The organism is Garicola koreensis, from assembly GCF_014195445.1.
Lineage (GTDB): Bacteria > Actinomycetota > Actinomycetes > Actinomycetales > Micrococcaceae > Nesterenkonia > Nesterenkonia koreensis.
The window spans coordinates 202,548-226,219 of record NZ_JACIBT010000001.1; the positions used below are offsets into that span (position 1 = coordinate 202,548).

Consider the following 23,672-nt stretch of genomic DNA (forward strand, 5'->3'; position numbering starts at 1 on the left):
ATGGTCAAGCAGAACGGGCAGGTCAAAGCACTGAGCTGCATGTTCTATGTGGCCACCAGCCGGGCAGCAGAGATGGTGCACGTGATCTGGACCGAGACCCTCGTCGAGATCTTCACCGAAGATGGCGAGCACATCATCAGCTACCCACGGCCCACCAGGACTGGCATGTACTACGGGCCTCGCACCCCAGAAGGCACGCTGATGAAGACCGCCGGGAAGAACCTCTCAGCAGGGATCACCGACACAGCAGTACGGGTAATTTCCAAGGGCGGCTACATCGGTGTTCTAGCCAACAAGTTCTACGCCCTTCCGACGATGTAGAGGTTGGGTCAGGCCGTGTCGGTAGATGAGAGGCTCCCTCAGACACACTCACGACCTCAGTGCGTTTCCGACTGAGGGGTGCCACGAGCGCAACAAGCTACTCAGACTTGGGGCGACCTCAGTCTTCACACATGTCGCATTCTCCGACCGCGGACTTCTCCAAGCCGTGTATGTGGCATATTTCGGGAGGTTTCGGCCCAGGTTTTGCTCGCGCGGATCGCGCACGAGCGACCTGGGGCGTGAGGGTGGGGGTTCCACCGTCGGCCGGGAGGTCGTTGGCGAACCGGCGGTAGCAGAGCAGGCGGTGCTGGGCGGCGAGGTCGTCGACCGGGGCACTGGGGTCGGTTGGGACAGACTTTGGTGCTTGGGAGTACCCTTCGCCGATAGTCCCGTCCGGACGGACGCATAGAGCAGTCAGGGGTGGCTCGCCAGCTTCAGCCGCGCGCTTGGCCACTTTCTCGAGTAACTTCCCGCTCCAATTCGCAATCAGCATCCTCGTCCGAATTCCCGAGCGATCTTGGACGGCCTGGGTGAGTTCTAGGTAAGTCGTCGTTCGGTTGTACTTACTGGCCACTTCGATGAGGAGGTCATAGGCAATTGGCACCCAGGTCTCCAGGGCCTCGGTGAAGTTGGCTTTGGACCCATCGACTTCAAAGTATGTTCCATGCTCGGATGACATGATGATGATTCTAATGCGACCGTTGGACAACTGTCGCCCAAAGCAGGACTCTGACCTGTCTCGGACTCGGGACCACAAACTGTGCAGTTTGGTTTTGAGTCGGTGCTCTTACTACTCAGCTCTGGCGGGCCAAGGACATCCTGGAGCGGGTCACCACTCTGATCGGATGGAGTTGAACTTCCAGCCACCGAGGTTGGGGCTTTCATCGAGGCAAAAAGTGATTGTCCTTGAAGGCCGCGGACCCGGAGTGAAGCCCGTCTGCGCACTGCCGTAGGTATCTCCTAATACTCACTATGCAGCGAGGGGCATTGAGCATCCAGTCGAAAGCGTCAGAGATGCTGAGCTGACGTGCGTCGCGGGAGGGCATCCTCTAAAGCCAAGCTGGACTAGGGTAATGGAATGGCCATACAAGATGGAGGCGTCCAAGCAGTCACCGTGGGGGAGCTTCTCAGCACGGAGAGATTCGACCTGCGGATTCCTCATTATCAACGGCCATTCAGCTGGCGACCGGAAACGGCGCTGAGACTGGTTGATGACATTAGGGAAGCTCAGTCAGACCCGGTTCGTTCGGGGACTCCGTATGTTCTTGGCGCGGTCATTCTTCATCAAAATGATCAATCGTATGAAGTCGTCGATGGGCAGCAGAGGCTTCTGACACTCCGAATGATTCGATGTTTGTTAAATGGCGACGTCACGCCGGAATTTGACCCCGACCCGGACACCCCAGTCGGCCAGGTGTGGATTGCACTGAGTCGGCGGTTGTCCGTCTTGGTGGCGAGAGAGCGAAGCGCCCTTTTGGAATACATAGGATCAGACTGCCAGGCGGTTCTGGTTATCACTGACGACCTCGACGAAGCCTTTCGAGTCTTCGACTCGCAGAATTATCGCGGGAAACCTCTAGCGCCCCACGACTTGCTCAAGGCCCACCACCTCCGTGAGATGCGGCGAGAGTCACAGAGCATGAAATCTGCAGTGGTAGAAGCTTGGGAGTCCGTCGCGGATGAAGATTTGGATAGGCTCTTCTCTCGTTACCTGTATCGAATAGTTAACTGGTCGCGTAGCAAGCCTGCTCCCGGATTTAGCACCGCGGACATCCATGCGTTTAAGGGCATACGAATTGAGTCCGTCGAGAGCCCGAGTGCCCGCTACCATGCGGCTGCGCAGCTCGCTATACCCATGCTGAGCAGGTGGGACGCCCAGACAGGTCCCAACAATCATGAGATTGGACGAATGCGTTTCCAGCTAGATATGCCCCTCGCTGCTGGACGGCCCTTCTTCGACATGGTTTCCTTCATGCTGGAAGAGTTGAAGTACATCATTCGTGAAGGGTTTGAGGGTGATCGCGGACAGTTCAGCATCTATCAATTAGAAACATTGGGAACCGACAAGGACTCGAACATCGTCGAACATGCCAACAGGGGACGTTATCGGTACGTGAGCGAGCTCTACGTTGGGGCTCTGCTTTACTTCGTGAACCGATTCGGAACCGAACACCTTAACGAGGCTCGTCGAATTCTCTTTCGCTGGGCCTACGCCATGAGGGTCCGAAGGCTGAGGGTTCAGTACAAGTCCATGGACAACTGGGGTTCTGATGGCGATTCTGCATTCGCGATCATTCGTAATGCCGAGAGCTGGCGGGCGTTGGAGCAGTTGGACGGTCTGAACGTTGAACCCTATCGCTCAGGGCACGAAGTGGGTCTGGTTGAACTCATAACAGAGAAGGGGCAGCGGTGAGCCACGATCGGTTGACTCCCGAATTGCTCACCCTCGAAGAGGTCTTCGAGGAGAACTCCGCGACATACACGATTCCCGTGTATCAGCGGAACTACGCATGGCGTGCCGAGCAGATCGAGCAGCTGCTCAGTGACGTCCATGATGCCGCAAGCAACGGTGAGGCACGGTACTTCTTGGGGAACTTGGTGGTGACTGAGCGGAAAACTGGAGACAAGTACGACTATGAGGTAATCGACGGACAGCAGCGGCTCACAACCTTGTACCTTCTCCTGGCAATTCTTGACCAGTACAGCGAGCACTCGTATCAAAAGCACTGGGATCGTCTGCGGTATGAGTCTCGGCCACGCGCCACAGCCGCACTTCGCCGGGTCGTTAATGCCAGCAGCAGTGGTCCGACTTGGGCCCCTGAGGAAGCGGTCAACGAGGACCCTGGAATCCACGAGGGATATAACGTCATCCGCCAGTACATGCAGCAGCATTACCGACTCCGCGATGAAGAAGCGCGTAAGCAGTTCGCGGACTACCTCCGGTTTCATGTGACTGTCGTTCGTGCGAGCCTGCCCGTAAACACTGACCTCAACAGGTACTTCGAGATCATGAACACACGTGGGCAACAGCTAGACCAGGTCGATATTGTCAAGGCCAGGTTGATGAGCCACCTCCCTGACGCCGAGCAGGAGACTTTCGGATGGCTCTGGAGTGCCTGCGCCGAAATGGACTCATACGTCCAGATGTCACTCACGCGTAACGACCCGGCCCTCCGTACTGAGATCTTCGGTTCCGATTGGCAGTGGCTTGTGCTGAGAGACTTCAGTGAATTGGTCGCCAAGCGTTTGCCCCCTGGCTCTTCGTCGCGCGCTGCCAAGCAACTCACAAGGACCATGTCATTGTGCGAGGCCCTGAGCGTCTACGGCACAGTGGGGGAACCGCCTCCTGAGGACGAACCGGACAACATGCGTTTCCGTTCTACGATCCAGTTTCCCTTCTTCTTACTTCACGTGCTTAAAGTTCATCAGGAGTCAGGTTCCAGCGCTGACGGCCAGCTCGACGACAAGCGACTAATAATGTTTTTCGAGCAGGCGGTTCAGTCCCAGCCACGCGAGCATAGAGCCGAATGGGTTCGGCGATTCGGCTATCGCTTGCTAAGGCTGCGCGTGTTTTTCGACGCATTCATCTTGAAAAGGCAGTACACCGGGGGAACGGCTGAGGAAGACGGTGACTGGTCGCTTCAGCGTCTATTGCGCGGGCGCGCACGGCCGGGAAAGAGCAGCGCGTCACCACGATATCTCCATAGCTTTCAGCCCAGCACAGCTGAAGATGACGACAGCTTGCCAAACAACTCGGTAGATCTCGACGTGCTGCTGCTGCAGTCGATGCTCCGAGTAACCTATACCGCTCCGCGCACCATGCACTGGATCACCCGTGTGCTGGAGAAGCTCGACGCCACTGAGGATCCTGGTCTAATCACTTCGGCTGAGGTGGGAATGGTCCTGCGAAGTTACGCACGCATGCGAGTTCGAGATGCGTATCCCGCGGGGCCGAATGAGCCCACCGGATTCGAGATCGAACGAATCGTCTTCACCTATCTGGACTACCTCTTGCTCAGGGAAGATCAAAAGACAAACTTCCGTTTCGGCTTCCGTAACTCAATTGAGCACTTCTCCCCCCAAGGACAGGACCAAGAACAGACAGGTGATTTCGCGTCCCGTGAAAACCTCAACCTGCTCGGTAATCTAGCTCTCGTCACTGTGGGTGCGAACTCCAAGTTCAGTAACAACTCGCCTCTGGCCAAAGCGTTGAACTACAAAGGCGCCATTCAGGCACAGAGCCCCAAGCTGCAGCTCATGGCACAAATCACCGAACGCCATAACAAGTGGGACGATGACCTACTTACTAGGCATCACGGGGATATGGTGGCCCTCTTGCGCCAAGATCTAGCGGCACGCGAGATCACAAATCTAGGCGATTAGCGGCCATTCGCGGTTAAGCGTGGAGGTGTCGTGGGTCAAGGGGCTCGCGCCCTTGTTGGATGATGGGTTCTGCGAGGAATCACATCGTCTACACGAAGGACGCGAGCTATGTTCCAGCCTACGGGCCCTGACTTGTCTCTGCCCACTGCCAGCAGCACTGTCGAGCTCTTTCGGGATCCGGTCTCGGTGGTGTTCAACCTGCCCGGCTACCAGGTGCTCTCAGCGTGTGATCTGCCGATGGGTGGCCGCCGGGTCATCGCTGCGGCTGACAGCGTCGAGGCGGCCTGCCCAGACTGTGGGGTGATCTCCTCCCGGGTGCATCAGCGCACCCGCCAGCGGGTCAAGGACCTCGGGGTCGGCGGCAAGAACATCGAGCTGATAGTCATCAAGCCTCGGTTCCTGTGCACCGAGGTCGCCTGTGCTCGGCGGACCTTCACTCAGGTCACCAGCCAGCTGCCCTTCCGGGTCCGGTGCACCGCCCGGTTGAAGGCGGCCGCTGTCGAGGCGGTGCTGGATGAGGGGATGCCGATCTGGCGGGCTTGTGCCCGTCACCGGCTGGGCTGGGCAACGATCAACGCCGCAGTAGTAGGGGGGGGGGCTGATGCAATGGGGAGTGACAGTTGATCTGGCCCGCTGACTGTGGGCCTGGAAGGATAGTCACTATGCCTAAGCCGTATCCGAAAGAGTTCCGCGAGGACGTCGTCGGTGTGGCCCAGAACCGGGATGAGCACACCACTATGGGTCAAGTCGCTAAGGACTTCGGTCTGCACGACGACACCCTGCGCAAATGGCTGCGCCAAGCAGATCTCGATGCTGGTAATCCCACCGGCCGTGCACCTGGTCCCACTACTGATGAGAAGTCTGAGCTGCGTGAACTGCGCCGCCGTAACCGCACCCTGGAGCAAGAGCTGGAGGTGATGCGTCGGGCTGCTGCCTACTTCGGCCAAGCCCAGCTCCCGTCAAAATGAAATACCCGCTCGTCAGCGATCTGGCCGCTTCAGGTATCCCTGTGGCGGTGACGTGCCGGGTCTTAGAGATCGCACGCCAGCCCTACTACCGATGGCTGGCCCACCCCATCACCGAGGCCGAACTTGTGGAGGCCTACCGCCTCAACGCGCTGATCGATGCCCACCACGATGACCCGGAGTTCGGGTACCGCTACCTGGCCGATGAGGCCGCCGATGCCGGGGTGCCGATGGCAACCAGGACCGCCTGGCGGCTGTGCAGCACCCAGGGGTTGTCCTCCTCGATCTCAACATGGAAAAAGGGCAACGGAACCCGCCCGGGCCCACCGGTCCATGACGATCTGGTCCAGCGCCAGTTCAGCAGCGTCACCGAGGTCAATACCGTGTGGTTCACCGACATCACCGAGCACCACACCAGCCAGGGCAAGCTCTACTGCTGCGCGATCAAGGACGCCTGCTCCCGCCGGATCGTCGGCTACGCCATCGATGCCCGGATGAAAGCCTCCTTGGCGGTGCGGGCGCTGACCAACGCGGTAGCCAACCGACACCGCGCCGGCGCTGAGGTGGCCGGGTGCGTGGTACATAGCGATCGCGGTAGCCAATTCCGGTCGAAGAAGTTCCTCCGCGCCCTTGAGGACCACCGCCTGGTCGGGTCCATGGGGCGGGTGGGCGCCGCTGGCGATAACGCAGCCATCGAGAGCTTCTTCTCGCTGCTGCAGAACAACGTCCTCGACACTGGCCCCTGGCGCACCCGCCAACAGCTGGCGCCTGGTGCACGGGTGGGTGGCAGCCCGCACCGGTAGGGCAGCGGCGTGGGAGACGTGCACCGTGGCCCTGCTCAACAGCGGCTGAGGAGGGCGTCACGGGCTCCGGCGGAGCCTGCGTGCTGTTGGTCGCTCCGGCCGAAGGCGCTTAGTCTTCCCTTATGAGCCGGGCAGACAGGGTCTATTCCACGCTGATCAAGCGGAACGAAGAGCAAGCACAGAAGCTGCGCGAGCAGGCGCGCCGCCAAGTGGGCGGCAACGGTCTGCGGCAGGTCAGTGCCGCGGCCCTGCAGTCCTCCGGAGATCAGACGGTCAACGCATCCACTGTCCTTCCATGGCTGCTGCACGCCTTGGGGGCACCCGCAGCGCTGACGGGTCTGCTGGTGCCGGTCCGGGAAGCCGGGTCCATGCTTCCTCAGGCATTTCTGACGCCTCTGATCCTGCGGGTGCGGCATCGTAAGTGGGCGTTCGTCACTGGAGCCCTGGTGCAGGCGGCCGCCGTCGCGGTGATGACAGCCGTGGCGGCCTTAGGCCGGGGCCTGGGTGCAGGGCTTCTCATCGTGGCAGCGCTGACGGTGTTCGCGCTGGGGCGGTGCCTGTGCTCGATCTCATCCAAAGATGTCCAAGGTCGGACCATCCCCTCCGGCGAGCGCGGCCAGATCAACGGTTTAGCGACCACCGCCGCCGGGTTTGTGGCGATCACTCTGGGCCTGGGGATCCGGTTTGTCGGAGGCACCGACCTCAGTGCCGGCCAGCTCGCCTGGCTGCTCGGTGCTGGCGCCCTGCTGTGGGTGGCGGTGGCGGTGATCTACGCGCGCATCCGGGAGCCGGACGATGTCGACGTCGAACCCACAGAACCCACCAAGGGGAGCGACGACGTCCGGAGTCAGGATGGCGGGCCGGAGCGGCGTCGCTCGTGGTTCGCTGAGACCTGGATGGTGCTGCGGGATGATCCTCCGTTCCGCAGGTTCGTCGGAGTGCGCAGCCTGCTGCTGGTGTCCTCGCTGAGCCCGCCGCTGGTGGTGGCGTTGTCCCTGGACGCCGGGGCGCAGGCCCTGACCGGTCTGGCCGGGTTCATCATCGCCTCCGGCCTGGCGGCCCTGATCGGCGGGCGGGTCTTCGGCTCCCGGGCTGACCGGTCCAGTCGCAGCGTCCTGAGGCTCGGGGCGGCCCTGGCCTCAGCGGTGATCCTAGCGGTAGTGGCGATGGTGTCGCTGCCTGCGTTCACCGGCGACACGTGGTGGGGCTCCGCGCTGTTCGTCGTCGCCTACTTCAGCCTCACCCTGCTCCACACCGGGGTGCGAGTCGGACGCAAGACCTATCTGGTCGATATGGCCGAAGGTGACCGGCGCACCACCTATGTGGCCGTGTCCAACTCCGTGCTGGGCCTCGTCCTCCTCCTCGTCGGCGGCATAAGCTCTGCGCTGGTGCTGCTGGACATCCGTCTCGCGCTGCTCCTGTTGGCCGGGATGGGCTTGGCCGGGGTGATCGCAGCGACCCGGCTGCCTGAGGTCTCCGCCGGAGTCTCCAGCTGAGCCAGGGAGGTGTCCGGACTGGCTTGTACAGTGATCGGACAGGCGACGGAGGTGACTTGACAGGCGACGGAGGGGGGCGCATGCGTGGGGCGATCGTCAGGACCGAGGAGTTCACCCATGCCTTGGAGCTGCTGCACGGCGGGCGGCATCTGTTCCTCACCGGTAAGGCAGGAACCGGTAAGTCCACGCTGGTCCGCACGTTCATGGCCGAGGCCGACCGCAACGTGGTGGTCACCGCACCCACAGGAATCGCTGCGCTGAACGTGGACGGCTACACCATCCACCGGCTCTTCAGCCTGCACCCGACCACCACGCTGACCGACATCCGCAGCGGCCGCTACTACCCAGGCCGGTTCGCCCAGACCCTAAAAACCCTAGAGACGCTGATCATCGACGAGGCCTCCATGGTCCGGGCGGACCTGTTCGACCAGATCGTCGCCGCCTTGGAACGGTTCGGCCCCCGTCCGGACCGGCCCTACGGCGGAGTGCAGATTGTGCTGGTGGGGGATCTGCTGCAGCTTCCACCCGTAGTGCCCGACTACGAAAAGCAGATCTTCGAGACCAGCTACCAGACCCCCTACTTCTTCTCTGCGGCTCAGTACCGGGAGCAGGATTTCCCGACCGTCGCGCTGACCGAGGTGTTCCGCCAACAGGGGGATCAGCGGCTGACCTCAATCCTCAACGCCGCCCGCGAAGGCGTGCTGCTCGATGCTGCCCGTCAGGACCTCAACACTCGGGTGGCCGAAGACTTCGAGCCGCCCGAGGGAGAATTCTGGCTAACCCTGGCGACGACGAACCGGATCGCCACATCCCGCAACCGCCAGCGCCTAGAACGGCTGCCCGGCGCCGAGCACCGCAGCACGGCCCAGCTCAGCGGAGAGACAGCAGGCTTCGACCCGCCCACGGACAAGGAGCTGGTCTTCAAAGTCGGCGCGCAGATCATGATGCTGACCAACGACCCCTCCGACCGATGGGTCAACGGCACCCTTGGCCAGATCCTGGCCGTGGGGCTGACCCGCGAGGGCGAGATGAGCGTAGAGGTCGAGTTGCGCGATGGCCTCATCGTCTCAGTGACCCCGCAGACCTGGGACGTCACAGAACCAGTCGACGACGGCGGAACACTGACCCACCGGGTGATCGGCTCATTTACCCAGCTGCCCTTCAAACTGGCGTGGGCGATCACCATCCACAAGTCCCAGGGCCAGACCCTGGACCGGCTGATCGTGGACTTACGCGGCGGGACCTTCGCGCCCGGCCAGCTGTATGTGGCGCTGAGCCGGGCGACGTCGATGGCGGGGCTGGTGCTGACCCGGCCGGTGCTGCCCAAGGACATGAAGACCGACCGGCGCATCCTGCGGTTTCTGCGCCGCACCACCGCCGAGGGCACCACACACCGCTACTGTGCCGTTGCCGCATTGACCGTCGGCGAGGAGGGCACCCGGGACCGGCCGCGGCCCATCGAGATTGCTGTCGCGTTCGACGACGGCACCGCGATCAGCACCCTGATCAACCCCAAGCGCGACGTCAGCGACGCCCGCACCGCCTACGGGATCGCCACGGCCGATGTGCTGCTGGCGCCCTCGCTGGCTGAGGCCTGGACTGTGATCGGTCACGCGGTGGCTGGCTGCACCCCAGTGGGGATCGACGTCGACCACACCGTGGGGCTGATCGAAACCGAGCTGAAGCGGCTGGGCACGGTGGTCCCCTTACCCTTCGGCATTGACCTCGCAGACGCGCAGCGACGCGGCTTCAGCCGAGCACTCGACGCCGCCCAGTACGCGCTGAGCCGGTTCGACTCTCAGCAGGTGGAGGACTCAGCGGCAAGTCCCTTCGGTGAGCCCGATCCGGAGCAGGAGACCTCCGGATATCTGCTTACCCGCGACGCGTCCAACCCGACGCCGTCCTTTGATCACCTGCCCGGCCTGGCTGCACTGTTGGATCTTTCCCGCCCCGTCGGTGCCGCTCTGCTGGGGCATGAACCGGCTGAAACGCCTCACGACGACGATGAGTGGCACCAGGCGGCCCGACCGCTGCTGGCCGCTCAGCTGCGCACTGCGGTGGAGCGCGTCCAGATCCCCGCGACGCTGGCAGAGAGACTGGACGACGTCGAACGCATCCTGGGGGAGCGGGTTGCTCCGGAAACCTCAGCGCAGGATGAGGTCTCTCTCGATGAGATCCTGGTGCCAGCCTCGCGGGTCTGCTTCACCGGCACCACGATCGGCCCCGACGGCCGCGAGTGGGACCGTGAGGAGATGCACGCTCTGGCTGAGAAGCAGGGGCTGGCACCGGTGAAGAACGTCACCAAGACCAAGTGTGACGTGCTGGTGGTCGCCGAGCTTGGCACCCAGTCCCGCAAGGCTCAGAACGCCCAACAGTGGGGAAAGCCCGTGATCGAAGCCTCCGACTTCTTCGCCTGGGCCGGAGCCCGTTAGGCAGTCGGGGGCCAGGATCCCGGGTCGTTACACGGTGGAGTTATCGACCAGCTCGTCGTGGCCTGCCCGGCGTGCGCAGTGGGCACAGCAGTACAGCGCTTCTTCAGCTTCGACGCCATGACCGAGGATCCGGACCCCGCAGTGTGCGCAGGTGGGCGCCATGAGGTGGATGGCGCATTCGAAGCTGTCGAAGGTGCGCTGCTCACCGAAGTAGGTGAGGGTGAAGGCCTTGTCGTAGTCGTTTCCGCAGGTATCACAAACTGCCATGATGACTCCTCTACATCTTCTAGATACTCGTCAGATTAAGATGGTTCAGTCGGTCGGCTCAGACATCGGGTCATGTTTGGCCCCCCAATGAAACACAGTTGGGGGTTCCAGGACACCGTGCATTTCCCCTGGGCAGGCGCGGGTTTGCTGATTCAGCTGTCCATCGACAGCTCAATATTGCCGACCCAGGGTTCACCAATGTCGTCATAGGTGCCGTCATTCAGCGCGATAGTCAACCACTGGCCCGATCAGCAGCCTATTTGGTCTGATGTGGGTGGTGCGTGTGCACCTGTTCTAGGTACACCGTCTGTCCCTCAATATAGAACCAGATCCGCGCGTCGCCTTTGGCGGTGGGCTTGTGCTGCCAACGTTGGAAAGTTCTCCCGTCGCGGGTCACTGTGGCAAGTGCGCCCTTGAGCGGATAATTCACAGGTGTCCGATCCGAGGGGGAGCGGGTGAGGAAGTCCCAAGTTTCGGACATGGGCCCGCGCATTGTGGCGCAGAGGTCGCGCCAGCCCTTTTTTGCGCCAGTCGAAGCGTAGCGGATCTGGTATTCGTGCTTTTTGGTTGGACGATCGACCTTGTCGGCGTTTTTCTTGACCATTTCTTATGGTCGCTCAACGGTCTCGGAATTCTCCAACCACTCTACAGACTCAGAGTGCAAACCAGCCGCCAGTGCTGTGGCTGTCTCTCGCCAAGAGGTCAGTTCCGCAAGCGCCAAGTGAGGCTGTTGCGTGGCAAAGGAAACGCGAGCAGCCGATAGGACCTCTGCTGCACAGGTCTCACGATCCTGCGGTGACAGTGCGAGGATCCATGGAAACAGCCGGGCCATGCGCTGAACCAGACTGCCTTCAGTATCAGTGGCAACTGCAATCAACTGTGAAGCAAGCTCCAGAAGTCTGCTGCGGGCAGTGTCCTGCGACTCGCTCATCAGCACTAAGGGCTCCCCATCACGCCGAGTTACGCGGACAGGGTGATTTGAAGCAGCAGCAAAAGCCTCAGCAGAGGACCGGCTGAGATCTGAAGAGCGAACTTCTTGCAGCTGAGATGCCGTGACAGTCATGACTCCATGCTACTTCTGAATGTATTCAGAACTCAACTGCGAGTGGCCCCGGGCCGCGTGAGACTTCGGGGTCGGGCTTGCTGTTTAGTTGTCCATCGACAGCTCAACATTGCCCACCCACGGTTCAGCAATGTCCTCGTAGGTGCCGTCATTCAGTGCGATCGTCAGCCACTGATCAACGTAGTGCTTAAAGGTGGCATCGTCCTGCGGGAGCATGTACCCCATGAGGGAGTAGTCGAAGGTCTCATCGGGGAGGGTGGCACACAGCGCGTCATACTCATTGGCGATGTAGAGCACCTCGGCCCGGTCTGTGGTCATGACGTCTGCGTTTCCCGCGGCCAGCTCATCGAAGATGGCCAGGTTGGCGTGAGTCACCAGCTCGCCGTCGGGGTAATTGGCCTCGGCGAACTCCTGGTTGGTTCCGCCTTCGGGGAAGATTGAGGTGACATCGGGCTGATTGATGTCATTGATGCTCTGGTAGTTCGCGGCGTTCTCGCAGCGGGCGATCGGGGTTTTCCCGTCTTCAAGGATCGGTTCGGTAAAAAACACCTGTTCGGCGCGGTCGGGGTTCATGGAGATGCCGCCTACTGCAACGTCACAGGATGCGAGGAAATCCTCCATGAGGCTGTCCCAACTGGTGTTCACCCATTCGATATCCACGCCCATAGTGTCGGCGAGGTGCTGTGCCATATCCACATCGATGCCGGTGAGCTCATCGGTATCTTCGTCGAGTTCAGTAAACGGCGGATAGTCGCCGGTGGTGCAGACGGCCAGCTCGCCAGCATCGAGGACTTGTTGTAGGCGATCAGTCTCCTGAGGTTGCGCCGCCTCAACCTCGTGGCCGTCGTCGTTGGTGTCCCCGCCCTCCTCCAAGCAGCTTGTCAGCACCAAGGCTGCGACTGCGGACAGAGCGGCTATTCGGACAGGGGCAGTTCTACGCACAGACTTCTCCTCAGGAACAGTTCTCTCAGCTTGAGCTCAGTGTAGAGCGCGGCCGAGTTATCGCGCACAGACCGTTCCGGCGTTTCCCGCAGGCTTCGTACATACAATATGTAGTACGAAAGGTTTCCGAGGGGCGTCGAGTGCGGATTCATGTACATCCGGGAGTCCTAGCCGAGCGGCCCGAATCCGAGGGGTGGCTGGTCTTCCACGCGATGGTCGCCACCACGAAAGTTCTCAACGAAGTTGGGCTAGGGAGGTGAAACGAATGACGAAGTACACCGACGTCCACGGCACCCCGTTTACCGACGAAGATATCGAGCGGTGGGCCGGTGAAGCTGAGTCGGAGCAGGGCTATACCGGCAAGCACCTGGGTCCGTCAGTCCCGGGTCGCCCGGTCAGCGTCGGCGCTGAGGCGCGCCCGTTCACATTGCGCCTCGACGCCAATCGCCGCGCCAAGCTCGACAAAATTGCCAAGGAGCAGAACACCACTGCTTCGAATCTGATGCGCGGACTCATCGACTCACTCTGAGCGGCTACCCGCTCGTAGACTGCTCACCATCGCCGACCCAGAATTCTGTGATCTCATCATATGTCTCAACACTTCTGCTTCCGGAGCGCACATCGGTAAATGACACAATTCTGGGTATGGAAGATGTGCCACTTTCGGAAATGGGTCCGCAGGAGTTTTTGCGGACTCGCCGGAGGGCGTTGGGCATCAGCCAGCATGAGCTGGCACAGCGTGCGGGGACCGCGCAGTCGGTTATCGCTGCGATTGAGCGAGTGCAACGGCGATTGACTCCGACTATGGAGACCAAGCTGCGTAGGTTGATGAGGGCACATCCCGCAGATCTCTTGCAGAAGCACCGCGACCAAGTGTTGGCAGAAGCTGCTGCTTTCGGATTTACCAACGTTCGGGTCTTCGGCTCGATTGCTCGTGGCGATGCAACTGAGGACAGCGATATTGACCTCTTTGTGGACTTCGACGACCCCGAGACGGGAGACATCTTCGATCTGTTTCGGCTCGGAGACCGCCTTGAGAACCTGTTAGCTGTACCTGTTGACGTCAAACTCGCGCCGTCCTATCTGGACAGAGCACCTCGCGCGGCAGAAGCTGTACAGGGTGCGGTTGCCATATGAACCACGACGACGTCGTGCAGTACACGCTGGAAGACATCCGTCGTGAATTTGGCCCGTGCGAAGTGGGCCCCTGCGTCACTTGCGGCGCATCAGCGCTCGCAGGGTGATGACGACGGCGACCGCGCACCAGAGTGCCAGGACCAGTGCGTCGCGGCCGGTGGCGGTATAGGTATCCGATGCCAGGCCGGCCCGCAGCATGTCCGCGCCGGCCTGGACTGGCAGAAACTGATGCACAGACTGGAACCATTCCGGCAGCTGACTGGCAGGAAAGGTGATGGGGGAGAAGAGCATCACGAAGAAGACCAGCACCTGGGAGAGCAGCTGCGCGATCATCGGTTTGATGCTCACCGCGATCGCGTAGCCGACGGCAGTGGCCATCACGGTTACCAGCAGCGCTGAGACGATCAGCAGCGGCCAATTGATGGACAGGTCGAGGTCATAGCGCAGCTGGGCCACCAGCACTCCGATGGCCAGGCCGGGCAGTGCGATCGCAGTCCACACCGTCAGGTCCACCAGCAGCATCAGTGGGCGGGGCACCGGCAGTGAGCGCATGAACTCGAAGGTGCCATCGGTGCGCATCCGTGAGACCGCTTGCGGCACCACCACCAGGCCGATGGTCAGCAGCAGCATGGCTGGTGCCCCCGTGGAGAGGAACAGGGCCGTCTCATCGGTGATGTCGGGAATGATGAAGCCGAAGCCGACGACGATCCCCGCCGCCAGCATGGCCTGAATCACTACGATCAGCGGCAGGGCCGTGCCGATCCCGGAGAGCTGCCAGCGCATCAGCGAGCTGAAGCTCGCCCAGAGCGTCGCCCGCGCGGGGTCGAGCTGTGCAGACGCGGGCTTTCCCGGAGCGGGCTGTCTCGGAGCGGGCTGTTCGGGGGTGGTGGATGCATCGGCGGTGGACGCAGTGGTGGGAATGGCTTTCTCAGACATGGATGGACTCCTGATCAGGTGTCTCGGCGTCGTCGGGGGTTGATGAGGTGAGACCAAGGTAGGCGTCCTCCAATGTGGTCGGCGCCAGCCCGTAGCCGCTGATCTGCTCCGCCGCGCGCAGCCTGTTTGCCCAGGTCACCGCCTGGGACGCATCCTGTTCGGCCAGGGTCAGCACAATGTTGCGCCCCCTGCGCATCCGGCGCCCGAAGGGCGGTGCCACAGAGTCGGATGCCAGTTCAGCAGAGGGATCGGCGCCGGCACGGGGCAGCTGCAGTTCCAGGCGCAGATCCGTGTCCTGGGTTCCGCGCAGCTGAGCCGGTGAGCCGGAGGCGACGACGCGGCCGCGATCCAGGATGACCAGTTCATCGACGATCCGTTCGGCCTCAGTGACGTTATGGGTCACCAGCAGGACCCCGGCGCCTTCGTCGGCCCGGCGTCGCACCGCGTCCCACAGCAGTCGTCGTCGGGAGGCGTCGACGTCGTTGGTGGGTTCATCCAGCACCAGCAGGGGAGTGGGGGCGGCTGCTGCCATGGCGAAGGAGGTCAGCCGTCGGACTCCGCCGGAGAGTCCCCTGCCTTCGGGCAGGGCGCGCTGATCGATCCAGTCGCCGATGTCCAGTTCCTCAGCCAGAACCTCGGCGGAGCTGCGTGCATCTGTGGTGGAGAGTCCGCGCAGTCGGCAGGCGATCTCGATGGCGGATCGGGGCGTCAGTCCATCGATTGGGGCCTGAGACTGAGACTGTAGAGCAACCCGGCGGCGAGCCTCGGCCGGGCGGTTGACGGCGTCGACCTCGCCTAAGTGGATGATTCCAGCATCGGGGCGCAGCAGCCCGACCAGCTGGGAGACCAGCGTGGTCTTGCCGGCGCCGTTGTGTCCCAGCAGGCCGACCACCTCGCCGGGCCTGACCCGCAGCGAGATGCCGTCATTGGCCAGGACCGAGCCGAAGCGCCGTATGAGTCCGGAGATGGTGAGTACGTGGTCCATGAGAACTCCTCAGATACTATTAGTATGTGAATACTGACGGTATTGGGATACTGGCGGGATGTCAATCATGGAGGAATGCCGGTGCTGTCGTACGATCGAGGGATGGCAGAGATCCCCGGGCCGCCCTCCCGCCACCAACGTCAGCAGCAGACCCGCGCCGCACTGGTCGAAGCTGGGCGTGAAGTCTTCGCCGAACTGGGCTACCACGGCGCCAATCTGGACCGAATTGCGCGGCAGGCGGGGTTCTCCAAGGGTGCGGTGTATTCGAACTTTGACGGGAAGGCCTCGCTGTTCCTGGCGGTGATGGACGCGAATCTGCAGACGGTGTGGACCGATCCGCGGCCACCCACCAGCGGTTCGGTGCCGTCTGCGCTGGAGGAGATCGCCGAGGAGATCGACGAAGAGGAGCTCGAAGAGCTCATCCGGGGCTTCGCGCTGGCCACCTTGGAGTTCATTGCCGTTGCTGCCAGAGATTCCCAGCTGCGCGAGCAGCTGCAAGTGCGCATCCAGGACGTGGTGAGTGAGTACACCAAGGTCGCACGGGATTTCCAGGGTGCTGACGAGGACCTGAACCCCGAACAGATCGGGACCCTGCTCACCGCGTTGGATCAGGGATCCGGGCTGATGCTGCTGGGCGGCAGCACGCTCGACGACGACCTGTTGGGAGTAGGCATGAGTCGGCTGCTGGCACCGGCATCCGCCGAGGCTGGGCCTCGGCAGGATGAGAGGCAGCAAGGCGACGACGGCGAAGGCGCGTCCTCCAGCACCCCAGACTCTGATGGTGACCGGCCGGCAAGCAGCCACGTCCAGGAGCGACTGATGAAGGCCATGCGGGCACAAGGTTCCCGCGCTTAGCTGCAGCTAAGCGATGCCTGAACTACGTCTCAGCCCTCCGCTGAGGAGAGGAAGCGCTTCAGCACTGCGGTGAACACCTCCGCCTGCTCGGCGTGGACCCAATGGCCGGCGTCCTTCACCGTGGTCTGGGTGGTGCGCGGGAAGAGCTCACGCATGGCCTCGTCGTACTCGTCCTTGACGTAGTCAGACTTGGAGCCGCCCACCCAGAGGACGGGGCCGTTGTACTGGGCGCCGTCGAACTCTGGAAACTCAGCAATCTTCGGCAGCGATTCGTAGAGCAGCTTCAGGTTGGGCTTCCACTGGAATCCGTCCTTGGTCCGCGCCAGGCTCTGCAGCAGGAAACCGCGGGTCATGTCCTGCGGAATCGGATCCTGCAGGCGCTGGTCGGCGTCGCTGCGGGACTCCAGATCATCGACGTTGAGCTCCATGAGGGTGCCCAGCAGGTGTTCGAACTCACCGCCGGAGTCGTGGCTGACCGGAGAGATGTCGACCACGGTCAGGCTGCGCAGCAGATCCGGGTGCCGCAGCGCGAGGACCATGGCCACTTTCCCGCCCAAGGAGTGCCCCACCAGGTGCACCGGTTCGTCGCTGGCCACGGTGGCGCGCAGGTGCTCGGCCACTAAGTCTGCGTGACCGACAAAGTCGAAGCTCTGGGTCCAGCCCGAGCCGCCGTGATTGGGCAGATCCACCAGCAGTGACTGAAAGTCGGGGGTCAGCCCTTTGGCGATCTGGGTGAAGTTTTTGCCCTGTCCGAACAGTCCGGCGAAGAAGACGACCACCTCACCGGAATCCCCGACCGTCTGGGTGTGGATCGTGAACGAATCATCAGCCACGGGATGTCTCTCCTCTTCCGCTTCAAGCACCTGGACCCTGCCAGGATACGTGGTGGCAGCCGGGGGTCCCTGCGACGTCGTCGTCCGGCTTCTGCCAAGTCCCAAGTGTTTAGATGGTCCCCGGAGGCACACGCACAGCTGAAGGAGCAGGTGATCGACTATGCGCGCCATATGGTCAGGGGACGTGTCATTCGGGCTGGTCACAGTGCCGGTGAAGCTCTACTCCGCCACCACCAGCCACGATGTGAGTATGCACCAAGTCCACGACGTCGACGGCGGCCGCATCCGCTACCAGCGCCGCTGCGAAGTCTGCGACAGGACCATCGACTACAAGAACATCGACAAGGCCTACGACGACGGCGAGAAATCGGTGATCATCACCAAGGAGGAGCTCTCCGAGCTGCCCGCCGACGAGTCCAAAGAGATCGCCGTCGAGCAGTTTGTCCCCAAAGACCAGATCGACTCCATGGTGCTGGACAAGTCCTACTACCTGGAGCCAGCCGGAAAGAACGCCAAGGCCTACGTGCTGCTGCGCCGGACCCTGGACGCCTCTGAGCGCTCAGCGATCGTGACCTTCACCCTGCGCACCAAGACCCGACTGGGGGTGCTGCGGGTCCGCGACGACGTCATCGTGCTGCAGGGCCTGAGGTGGGCTGATGAGCTGCGGGAGCCGGAGTTCGATGTTCCCCAGTCGAAGGTGTCGAAGAAGGAACAGGACATGGCGGCATCATTGGTGGAGTCCTACAGCGAGGACTTCGAGCCCGAACGGTTCACCGACGAGTACCAGGAGCAGCTGCAGACCCTGATTGAGGAGAAGCTGGAGTCCGGTGAGGAGATCGACACCGAGGCCACCTTCGGCGACGTGGATGAGGAGGACGACGGCGGCGACGGCAATGTGGTCGACCTGATGGAAGCGCTGAAGCAGTCGGTCGACGAGCGCCGCAAGAAGTCCGACGGGAGCAAGGGCCAGAAGAAGCAGCAGAAGTCTGCGTGACTCGACGAGCTCATCAATGTGATCTAGAAACAGAGCAGTTTGAGCGGGAGCCTCATTGTCGTACCAGGCAAGGGCGTTGTTGATGTCGCGGTGAGCTCCAGAGGTGATCCGAACTGCGGAACTCATGCGTATTTGCGGCGAAGATCGGCTTGCAGGTCTTCCCACAAAATACTGTCGTCAGGATTGCTCTCAGCATGGGCGACACGTTCTTTGATCAGGGCTGCGGTTTCGGGGTCCACCGGTTTTTGATGCACGGTGTGCAGCAGCGCGTACGCAAGCTCGACCTTGTCCGCATCATTAAGACGCTGGGCTTCGTCCATCAACGTTGGATCCACCATGCTCACAATGATACCTCTGGGCAACAGGGTAGGCGGCTCCCAAGATCACCAGGACAGGTCGCCTGCTAGGTGGTGGCCGAGATTGGTGAGGGCTTCCTCCCAGCCGTCGTAGACGAAGCCGTCGCCGTGCTGGCCTGCGATGCCGCGCAGGTGGAAGACCAGTTCAGTGCCGCCGTCATGCTCGGAGAATGTCAGCGTGATGATTGGTGCAGTCTCCACAGGCGTCTGCGGGTCGCCCCACGTCAGGACGAGGCGGTGGATGGGCTCGACTTCCAAGAACGTTCCGCCGGTGGGAAACTTCTCGCCAGTCTCCTCGCTGGTCATGGTGTAGCGGTAGGTGCCGCCTACGCGCACATCAAAGGAGACCGAATCGGTACTGACGCCGAAGGGTCGCAGCCACTGCGCAAGCTCCAGCTCCTCGGTCCAGGCCCGCCACACCATTTCGCGCGGTGTATCAAAGCGGCGGGTGATGGAGAACTCTGGGGTGGGTGTCTCAGGGGAAGTGCTCATGGTCCTTGCCCTTCATAGTTTCCAGATGTTGTTCCAGGGCGTCGAGGCGGAGGTTCCACTCGCGGCGCTGCTGGTCGATCCATGCCGAGACCTCGTCGAGGGGCTCTGACTGCAGTGACAGCGTCCGCCACTGTGCCCGGGTTGTACGGGTCACCAGCCCTGCGCGCTCCAGGACCTTCAGATGCCGGGAGATGGCCGGAGCGCTCATGGTGAACGGCTCCGCTACCTCCTGCACCGTGGCCGGGCCCTGCGCCAGCCTGGTCAGGATGGCCCGGCGGGTGGGATCAGCTAATGCCGCGAATGCGAGGCTGAGTCGGTCATCCGAAGCCATGTAACCACTCCCTTAATTAGTGAGTAGGTTAACTATGGGGGAGTCGCAGGACAATTGTCAAGGGTATGAGGCGCTAATCTTCGTGCTGCGTTGACCGGGCTGCGCGGGTGGTCAGCAGCACTCCGCTGATGACCAGAGCCGCACCGATGATCTGTGCTGCGTTGATTGCTTCCGAGAGGAAGGCGTAGGCGCCGATCATCGTGACCACCGGCAGGAAGTTCAGAAAGACTGCTGCCTGGGAGGCGCCGAGCACTGCCACGGCACGGTTGTACAGCAGCAGTGCGATCACTGAGGGGAAAATGCCCAGATAGGCCAGCCCCGGCCAATAGCTCCACTGCCCCAAGTCAGGAACTCCGAGGACCGCCCACTCGATGGCCACCAACGGGGCCAGCACCGCCACCGACAAAGCAGTCATCACAAATACCGTGCTGAACTCGGGAAACAGGTGCATGTAGCGCCTGACCGCCACCGAGTAGATCGCCCAGGAGAGGATCGCGCCGACCATGATGAGATCCCCGGAGTTCCAACCCCCCAGCCCATCACCGGCACCGGCCAGCACCACCCACAGTGCGCCGGCGAAGGAGATCAGCACCCCCACCCACTGCACCAGTCGCAGCCGTTCGCGCAGCAGCCACGCCGCCAGCACAGCCGTGGCCACGGGAATGAGCGCTTCCAAGACCGAGACGTTCGTGGCGGAGGTGAACTGCAGGGCCCCGTAGATGAACGTGCTGAAGAAAGTGACCCCGGTCAGCGTCAGCACCAGCAGAGGCCCGGCATGGCGGCGGAACGTCGCCCGGTGCTCCCACGCCGGGCGCCAGGCGAGCGGAAGCAGCACCACGGCGGCTATCACCAGTCGGAAGAATGTCACGGTGATCGGGGGAAGGTCGTTCAGCGCGCTGCCGACGAGAATATTTCCGGCGTAGAAGACGACGACGAATGCGCACGCAATGTAGGCGTACGTCCTGGTCATAGTGGGACCGCCCTCCTGTGTTCGCCGGTGTGGATTTCTGCTATGCCCGTGCTCGACGAATTCTAACCAGCATGCCGGAGGCTCGTGGTGGCCGCTGGGCTCGTGACCACTAAGTTGCGTGACTGACTAGATAGACTTACGATCTAGATGTGATCACGACACAGGACTGGCCGGCCGAATGGCTGCGCGGGGTGTTGGAGCTCTGCGTGCTGCGGGTGTTGGCCGACGGCCCCACCTACGGGTACCAGATCTCTGCGCGGTTGGCTTCCGGCGGGCTCGGTACGGTCAAAGGCGGCACCCTCTACCCGCTGCTGAAGCGGTTCGAAGAGGGTGGCCGGGTTCAGACGGAATGGCTACCCGGCGACGGCGGGCCCGGACGCAAGTACTACACGCTCACCGACCACGGCCGGGAGGTCCTGGCCGAACGGAGCGCCCAGTGGCGGGCGTTCACCCAGATGACAGAGACCATGCTTGAGCATGCACCGCAGAAGGAGCAGACATGAACGCCACCGCCTCTTCGAATCGCCGCTCCTATGAGCAGGAGTTAGCACCCCACGTGGAGAAGCAGTGGGCCGAAGCCTTCATCGTGGAGCTGCGCCTTCAGGGAGTCTCCGGGAAGAACCTCGGGGCTGCGCTGGCCGAAGTCGACTCCCACTGCGCCGACGCTGACGAGTCCGCCCGGCAGACCTTCGGCGATCCGGCGGTCTACGCCAAGAGCCTGCAGCTGCCCACCGATCCGGCCAACAGTCCTCGCGCGACGGTGATCAGACTGATCCCCACCGCCGTGCAGATCATCGGGTTCATGACCCTGATTCGCGCCTCGCCGTCCTACGTTTCTGGCGATCCGGTCGCGATCACCGCAGGGGATGTGGGGATGTTCGCGATACTCGTGGGCGCCGTCGTCGTCTTTGCCTGGCAGATCCGGCCCCTGACGAATCTGGTGCTGCGCCGACCGGTGGTGGCCACAGCGGGTCTGATGGCGGTGATGCTGGTGATGCTGCTGCCGCTTGTGCTGTGGCAGCACCCGATCGCCGAATTCGCCGTGCTCAGTGCGGTCAGCTTTGGGGTGGTCTTCCTGCTGGTCGGCACGGTGTGGGAGGTGGCCCGAGTGCGTACCGAGGCCGCCGAGGAACAGATTTCGCGCCCCCTGGACAGTTCGGAGGAGCTGGAACGGCGTCGTCGGTTTGAACTGCGGATGAACTATCTGCGCATCTTCATCTTCCCGGTGATCGCCGCAGTGCTGATCGGAGCGACGGTGCTGCTCAGCTGAGCATCCAGCCCGGGTGGCTGGCAGACTGGGACGATGGCCAACAACAGAGCACTGCAGGACACGCTCCACCGGATCGACGGGCAGGGCTACGGCACCTACCGAGAGATCCGCGGGACCCACCAGTTCGAGGACTTCCGACTATCCGTCGACAAAGTGCAGGTGGACCCCTACGCCCCGCCCTCGCTGATGCGGGTGATTCTGGAGCCCGGCGTCGTCGGCCTGCCCGCTGAGCTGATTGATGACGCCGCGGGCCGCACCGCCGTCAGCGACTTCCTCACCCGGCGATTCGCTGAGGCCATAGGAGACCACGCGCGCTCTGCCGCCGAGGCCGGCAAGGACAGTGCGGGCAAGGGCAGTGCGGTGAGCATCGGCACCCCGGGCCAACAGGTGCTGGAGCGCACCAGCGTGCTCATCGCCGAAGACCGGATCGAGGCTCGCATCGCAGTGGAGCTTCCGGCCTCCGGCCGGCGAATCCGTGGACGCCAGGCCGCGCGCATCCTCACTGATCAGCTGCCGCAGATCGTTGACGCCGCGCTGAAGCACAAGAACCTCGACGCAGGTGCGCTGGCCGAGCATGTGCGCCTCTACCGGGACCAGCAGTCGCTGCGTGAGCAGCTGGGCACCGCGGGGCTGGTCGGCTTTGTCGGCGCGGGTGCTATCTTGCCCCGGCGGTCAGGTGATTCTGATGCGCCGCTGAAGCAGGGAGCCGTGCCGTTCATCGCTCCGGACAGCCTGCGGGTCAGCTTCGATCTGCCCAGCGGACTCAGCGTGACCGGAATGGGGGTTCCCGAAGGAGTCACGGTGATCGTCGGCGGCGGGTACCACGGCAAATCCACGCTGCTGCGCGCCCTGGAGCGCGGGGTCTACTCCCATGTGGCAGGCGACGGGCGCGAATGGGTCATCGCCAGAGAAGCGACCTCCACGATTCGGGCCGAAGACGGGCGAGCGGTGACCGGCGTCGACATCTCCGCGTTCATCTCCGGGCTGCCCTCCGGCGCGGACACCAGGTCCTTCTCCTCGGAGAACGCCTCCGGCTCCACCTCACAGGCGGCCAACCTGGTCGAAGCCTTGGAGGCTGGCTCCACCGCGCTGCTGATCGATGAGGACACCTCGGCGACCAACTTCATGATCCGCGATGAGCGGATGCGACGGCTCATCGCTGATGAGAGGGAACCCATCACCCCGTTCATCGACCGGGTCCGGCCGCTGTGGACCCAGCAGGGGGTCTCCACAGTGCTGGTCGCCGGGGGATCGGGGGCCTTCTTCGACGTCGCCGACCAGGTGATTGCCCTGGACGAGTACGTGCCGAAGGACGTCACCCAGGCCGCCGGTGAGATTGCCCGCAGTGATGCGGCCACTGGCGGGGATACTGATGCGGCCAGTGACGCGGCCGACGTCGAATCTGCGGGTCAGGAGCTGATCTTCAGCCATGACCGCCGTCCCCGGGTGCCCGCCAGCACGGCACTGGCTGAGCGGGGCAAGACGAAACCGGCCACGGCGCGGGGACGGTCAGTCATCCAGTACGGGCGGGAACGGGTGGACCTTGCCGCGGTGGCCCAACTGGTCGACGCCGCACAGACCCAGGCGATCGCCCACGCCATGGACCGGCTGGCGGAGACCTTCGACGGCGAGTCCAGCCTGGCAAAGGCCGTGACCGCGCTGCTGGCCAGAATCGACGACGACGGGGTGGATGCGCTCTCCCCGCACCGCGGCCACCCCGGGCATCTCGCCCGGCCCCGAGCCCAGGAGATCCACGCAGCGGTCAACCGCTACCGGCACCTGCAGCTCGCCGGCGGCGGTCATAGGTGATGGCATAGGCTGAGGAGCGCACGCGGGGGCAC

Annotated in this window: 26 protein-coding genes and 1 pseudogene; 16 read left to right on the top strand and 11 right to left on the bottom strand. The window is 62.7% G+C overall.

All coding sequences use genetic code 11. The features are described 5' to 3' along the window. Positions 1-321, top strand: coding sequence for a hypothetical protein (locus FHX47_RS00995; RefSeq protein WP_183357039.1), 321 nt, complete (start codon positions 1-3; stop codon positions 319-321). Between the two features lie 118 nt (positions 322-439). Here the strand turns inward: FHX47_RS00995 and FHX47_RS01000 are convergent, their stop codons facing one another. Beyond that, positions 440-1,000 (bottom strand): hypothetical protein, encoded by a 561-nt coding sequence (locus FHX47_RS01000; protein ID WP_183357040.1) that lies wholly within the window; start codon positions 998-1,000, stop codon positions 440-442. Between the two features lie 399 nt (positions 1,001-1,399). On the opposite strand from FHX47_RS01000, the gene FHX47_RS01005 reads away from it, so the two are divergent. From FHX47_RS01005 to FHX47_RS01035, 7 genes are all read left to right on the top strand, one after another. Continuing rightward, complete coding sequence (locus FHX47_RS01005) at positions 1,400-2,734, top strand: DUF262 domain-containing protein (RefSeq protein WP_183357041.1); 1,335 nt, start codon at positions 1,400-1,402, stop codon at positions 2,732-2,734. Then, positions 2,731-4,704 (top strand): GmrSD restriction endonuclease domain-containing protein, encoded by a 1,974-nt coding sequence (locus FHX47_RS01010; protein ID WP_183357042.1) that lies wholly within the window; start codon positions 2,731-2,733, stop codon positions 4,702-4,704. Before FHX47_RS01005 ends, FHX47_RS01010 begins: the two co-directional genes overlap by 4 nt. 108 nt (positions 4,705-4,812) lie before the next feature. Continuing rightward, a complete protein-coding gene (locus tag FHX47_RS01015) occupies positions 4,813-5,328 on the top strand; it encodes a transposase family protein (RefSeq protein ID WP_183357043.1) in 516 nt (171 codons plus the stop codon). Between the two features lie 38 nt (positions 5,329-5,366). Further along, on the top strand, positions 5,367-5,672 hold the full coding sequence (locus FHX47_RS10665; RefSeq protein ID WP_221205955.1) for a transposase: 306 nt from the start codon (positions 5,367-5,369) through the stop codon (positions 5,670-5,672). Continuing rightward, entirely contained in the window at positions 5,669-6,472 is an 804-nt protein-coding gene (locus tag FHX47_RS01025; RefSeq protein ID WP_183357044.1) for an IS3 family transposase, read from the top strand. The genes FHX47_RS10665 and FHX47_RS01025 overlap by 4 nt, the downstream gene beginning before the upstream one ends. A 122-nt stretch (positions 6,473-6,594) precedes the next feature. Next, positions 6,595-7,968 carry an MFS transporter gene (locus FHX47_RS01030; RefSeq protein ID WP_183357045.1) on the top strand — a complete coding sequence of 458 codons (1,374 nt, stop codon included), beginning with the start codon at positions 6,595-6,597 and terminating at the stop codon, positions 7,966-7,968. 80 nt (positions 7,969-8,048) lie between these two features. Further along, positions 8,049-10,400 carry an AAA family ATPase gene (locus FHX47_RS01035; RefSeq protein WP_183357046.1) on the top strand — a complete coding sequence of 784 codons (2,352 nt, stop codon included), beginning with the start codon at positions 8,049-8,051 and terminating at the stop codon, positions 10,398-10,400. 27 nt (positions 10,401-10,427) lie between these two features. Here the strand turns inward: FHX47_RS01035 and FHX47_RS01040 are convergent, their stop codons facing one another. From FHX47_RS01040 to FHX47_RS01050, 3 genes are all read right to left on the bottom strand, one after another. Continuing rightward, positions 10,428-10,667 (bottom strand): hypothetical protein, encoded by a 240-nt coding sequence (locus FHX47_RS01040; protein WP_183357047.1) that lies wholly within the window; start codon positions 10,665-10,667, stop codon positions 10,428-10,430. A 256-nt stretch (positions 10,668-10,923) separates the two neighbouring features. Then, complete coding sequence (locus FHX47_RS01045) at positions 10,924-11,271, bottom strand: hypothetical protein (protein ID WP_183357048.1); 348 nt, start codon at positions 11,269-11,271, stop codon at positions 10,924-10,926. A 543-nt stretch (positions 11,272-11,814) separates the two neighbouring features. Continuing rightward, complete coding sequence (locus FHX47_RS01050) at positions 11,815-12,672, bottom strand: transporter substrate-binding domain-containing protein (protein ID WP_343064250.1); 858 nt, start codon at positions 12,670-12,672, stop codon at positions 11,815-11,817. Positions 12,673-12,937: 265 nt separating this feature from the next. Here FHX47_RS01050 and FHX47_RS01055 point away from each other — a divergent pair, with 265 nt between their 5' ends. The 3 genes and pseudogenes from FHX47_RS01055 (at position 12,938) to FHX47_RS01060 (ending at position 13,809) form a co-directional block, all read left to right on the top strand. Continuing rightward, positions 12,938-13,201 (top strand): CopG family transcriptional regulator, encoded by a 264-nt coding sequence (locus FHX47_RS01055; protein ID WP_183357049.1) that lies wholly within the window; start codon positions 12,938-12,940, stop codon positions 13,199-13,201. A 140-nt stretch (positions 13,202-13,341) separates the two neighbouring features. Next, positions 13,342-13,467: pseudogene (locus FHX47_RS11095) on the top strand (helix-turn-helix domain-containing protein); the annotation flags it as partial. A gap of 9 nt (positions 13,468-13,476) precedes the next feature. Continuing rightward, positions 13,477-13,809, top strand: a complete 333-nt coding sequence (locus FHX47_RS01060) for a nucleotidyltransferase family protein (protein ID WP_246327888.1) — start codon at positions 13,477-13,479, stop codon at positions 13,807-13,809. A gap of 75 nt (positions 13,810-13,884) precedes the next feature. On the opposite strand, the gene FHX47_RS01065 is transcribed toward FHX47_RS01060, so the two are convergent. Beyond that, entirely contained in the window at positions 13,885-14,745 is an 861-nt protein-coding gene (locus FHX47_RS01065; RefSeq protein WP_183357051.1) for an ABC transporter permease, read from the bottom strand. Next, a complete protein-coding gene (locus FHX47_RS01070; protein WP_183357052.1) occupies positions 14,738-15,730 on the bottom strand; it encodes an ABC transporter ATP-binding protein in 993 nt (330 codons plus the stop codon). The genes FHX47_RS01065 and FHX47_RS01070 overlap by 8 nt, the downstream gene beginning before the upstream one ends. Positions 15,731-15,832: 102 nt before the next feature. Here FHX47_RS01070 and FHX47_RS01075 point away from each other — a divergent pair, with 102 nt between their 5' ends. Then, a complete protein-coding gene (locus FHX47_RS01075; RefSeq protein WP_183357053.1) occupies positions 15,833-16,585 on the top strand; it encodes a TetR/AcrR family transcriptional regulator in 753 nt (250 codons plus the stop codon). A gap of 29 nt (positions 16,586-16,614) precedes the next feature. On the opposite strand, the gene FHX47_RS01080 is transcribed toward FHX47_RS01075, so the two are convergent. After that, entirely contained in the window at positions 16,615-17,418 is an 804-nt protein-coding gene (locus FHX47_RS01080) for an alpha/beta fold hydrolase (RefSeq protein WP_343064251.1), read from the bottom strand. 160 nt (positions 17,419-17,578) lie between these two features. Here FHX47_RS01080 and ku point away from each other — a divergent pair, with 160 nt between their 5' ends. Next, complete coding sequence (gene ku, locus FHX47_RS01085; protein ID WP_183357055.1) at positions 17,579-18,412, top strand: non-homologous end joining protein Ku; 834 nt, start codon at positions 17,579-17,581, stop codon at positions 18,410-18,412. A gap of 122 nt (positions 18,413-18,534) precedes the next feature. On the opposite strand, the gene FHX47_RS01090 is transcribed toward ku, so the two are convergent. The 4 genes from FHX47_RS01090 to FHX47_RS01105 form a co-directional block, all read right to left on the bottom strand. Beyond that, a complete protein-coding gene (locus tag FHX47_RS01090) occupies positions 18,535-18,750 on the bottom strand; it encodes an addiction module protein (protein WP_183357056.1) in 216 nt (71 codons plus the stop codon). A 45-nt stretch (positions 18,751-18,795) separates the two neighbouring features. Further along, positions 18,796-19,260, bottom strand: a complete 465-nt coding sequence (locus FHX47_RS01095; RefSeq protein ID WP_183357057.1) for an SRPBCC family protein — start codon at positions 19,258-19,260, stop codon at positions 18,796-18,798. Continuing rightward, positions 19,244-19,591 carry an ArsR/SmtB family transcription factor gene (locus FHX47_RS01100; RefSeq protein WP_183357058.1) on the bottom strand — a complete coding sequence of 116 codons (348 nt, stop codon included), beginning with the start codon at positions 19,589-19,591 and terminating at the stop codon, positions 19,244-19,246. Before FHX47_RS01100 ends, FHX47_RS01095 begins: the two co-directional genes overlap by 17 nt. A 73-nt stretch (positions 19,592-19,664) precedes the next feature. After that, on the bottom strand, positions 19,665-20,561 hold the full coding sequence (locus tag FHX47_RS01105) for a DMT family transporter (RefSeq protein WP_183357059.1): 897 nt from the start codon (positions 20,559-20,561) through the stop codon (positions 19,665-19,667). A gap of 149 nt (positions 20,562-20,710) precedes the next feature. On the opposite strand from FHX47_RS01105, the gene FHX47_RS01110 reads away from it, so the two are divergent. Genes FHX47_RS01110 through FHX47_RS01120 form a run of 3 tightly spaced genes read left to right on the top strand, consistent with a single transcriptional unit; the run spans position 20,711 to position 23,640 of the window. After that, positions 20,711-21,064, top strand: a complete 354-nt coding sequence (locus FHX47_RS01110; protein WP_343064252.1) for a PadR family transcriptional regulator — start codon at positions 20,711-20,713, stop codon at positions 21,062-21,064. Beyond that, complete coding sequence (locus FHX47_RS01115; RefSeq protein ID WP_183357060.1) at positions 21,061-21,831, top strand: hypothetical protein; 771 nt, start codon at positions 21,061-21,063, stop codon at positions 21,829-21,831. The genes FHX47_RS01110 and FHX47_RS01115 overlap by 4 nt, the downstream gene beginning before the upstream one ends. A gap of 33 nt (positions 21,832-21,864) precedes the next feature. After that, a complete protein-coding gene (locus FHX47_RS01120; protein WP_183357061.1) occupies positions 21,865-23,640 on the top strand; it encodes an ABC-ATPase domain-containing protein in 1,776 nt (591 codons plus the stop codon). The last annotated feature ends 32 nt before the right edge of the window (positions 23,641-23,672 follow it).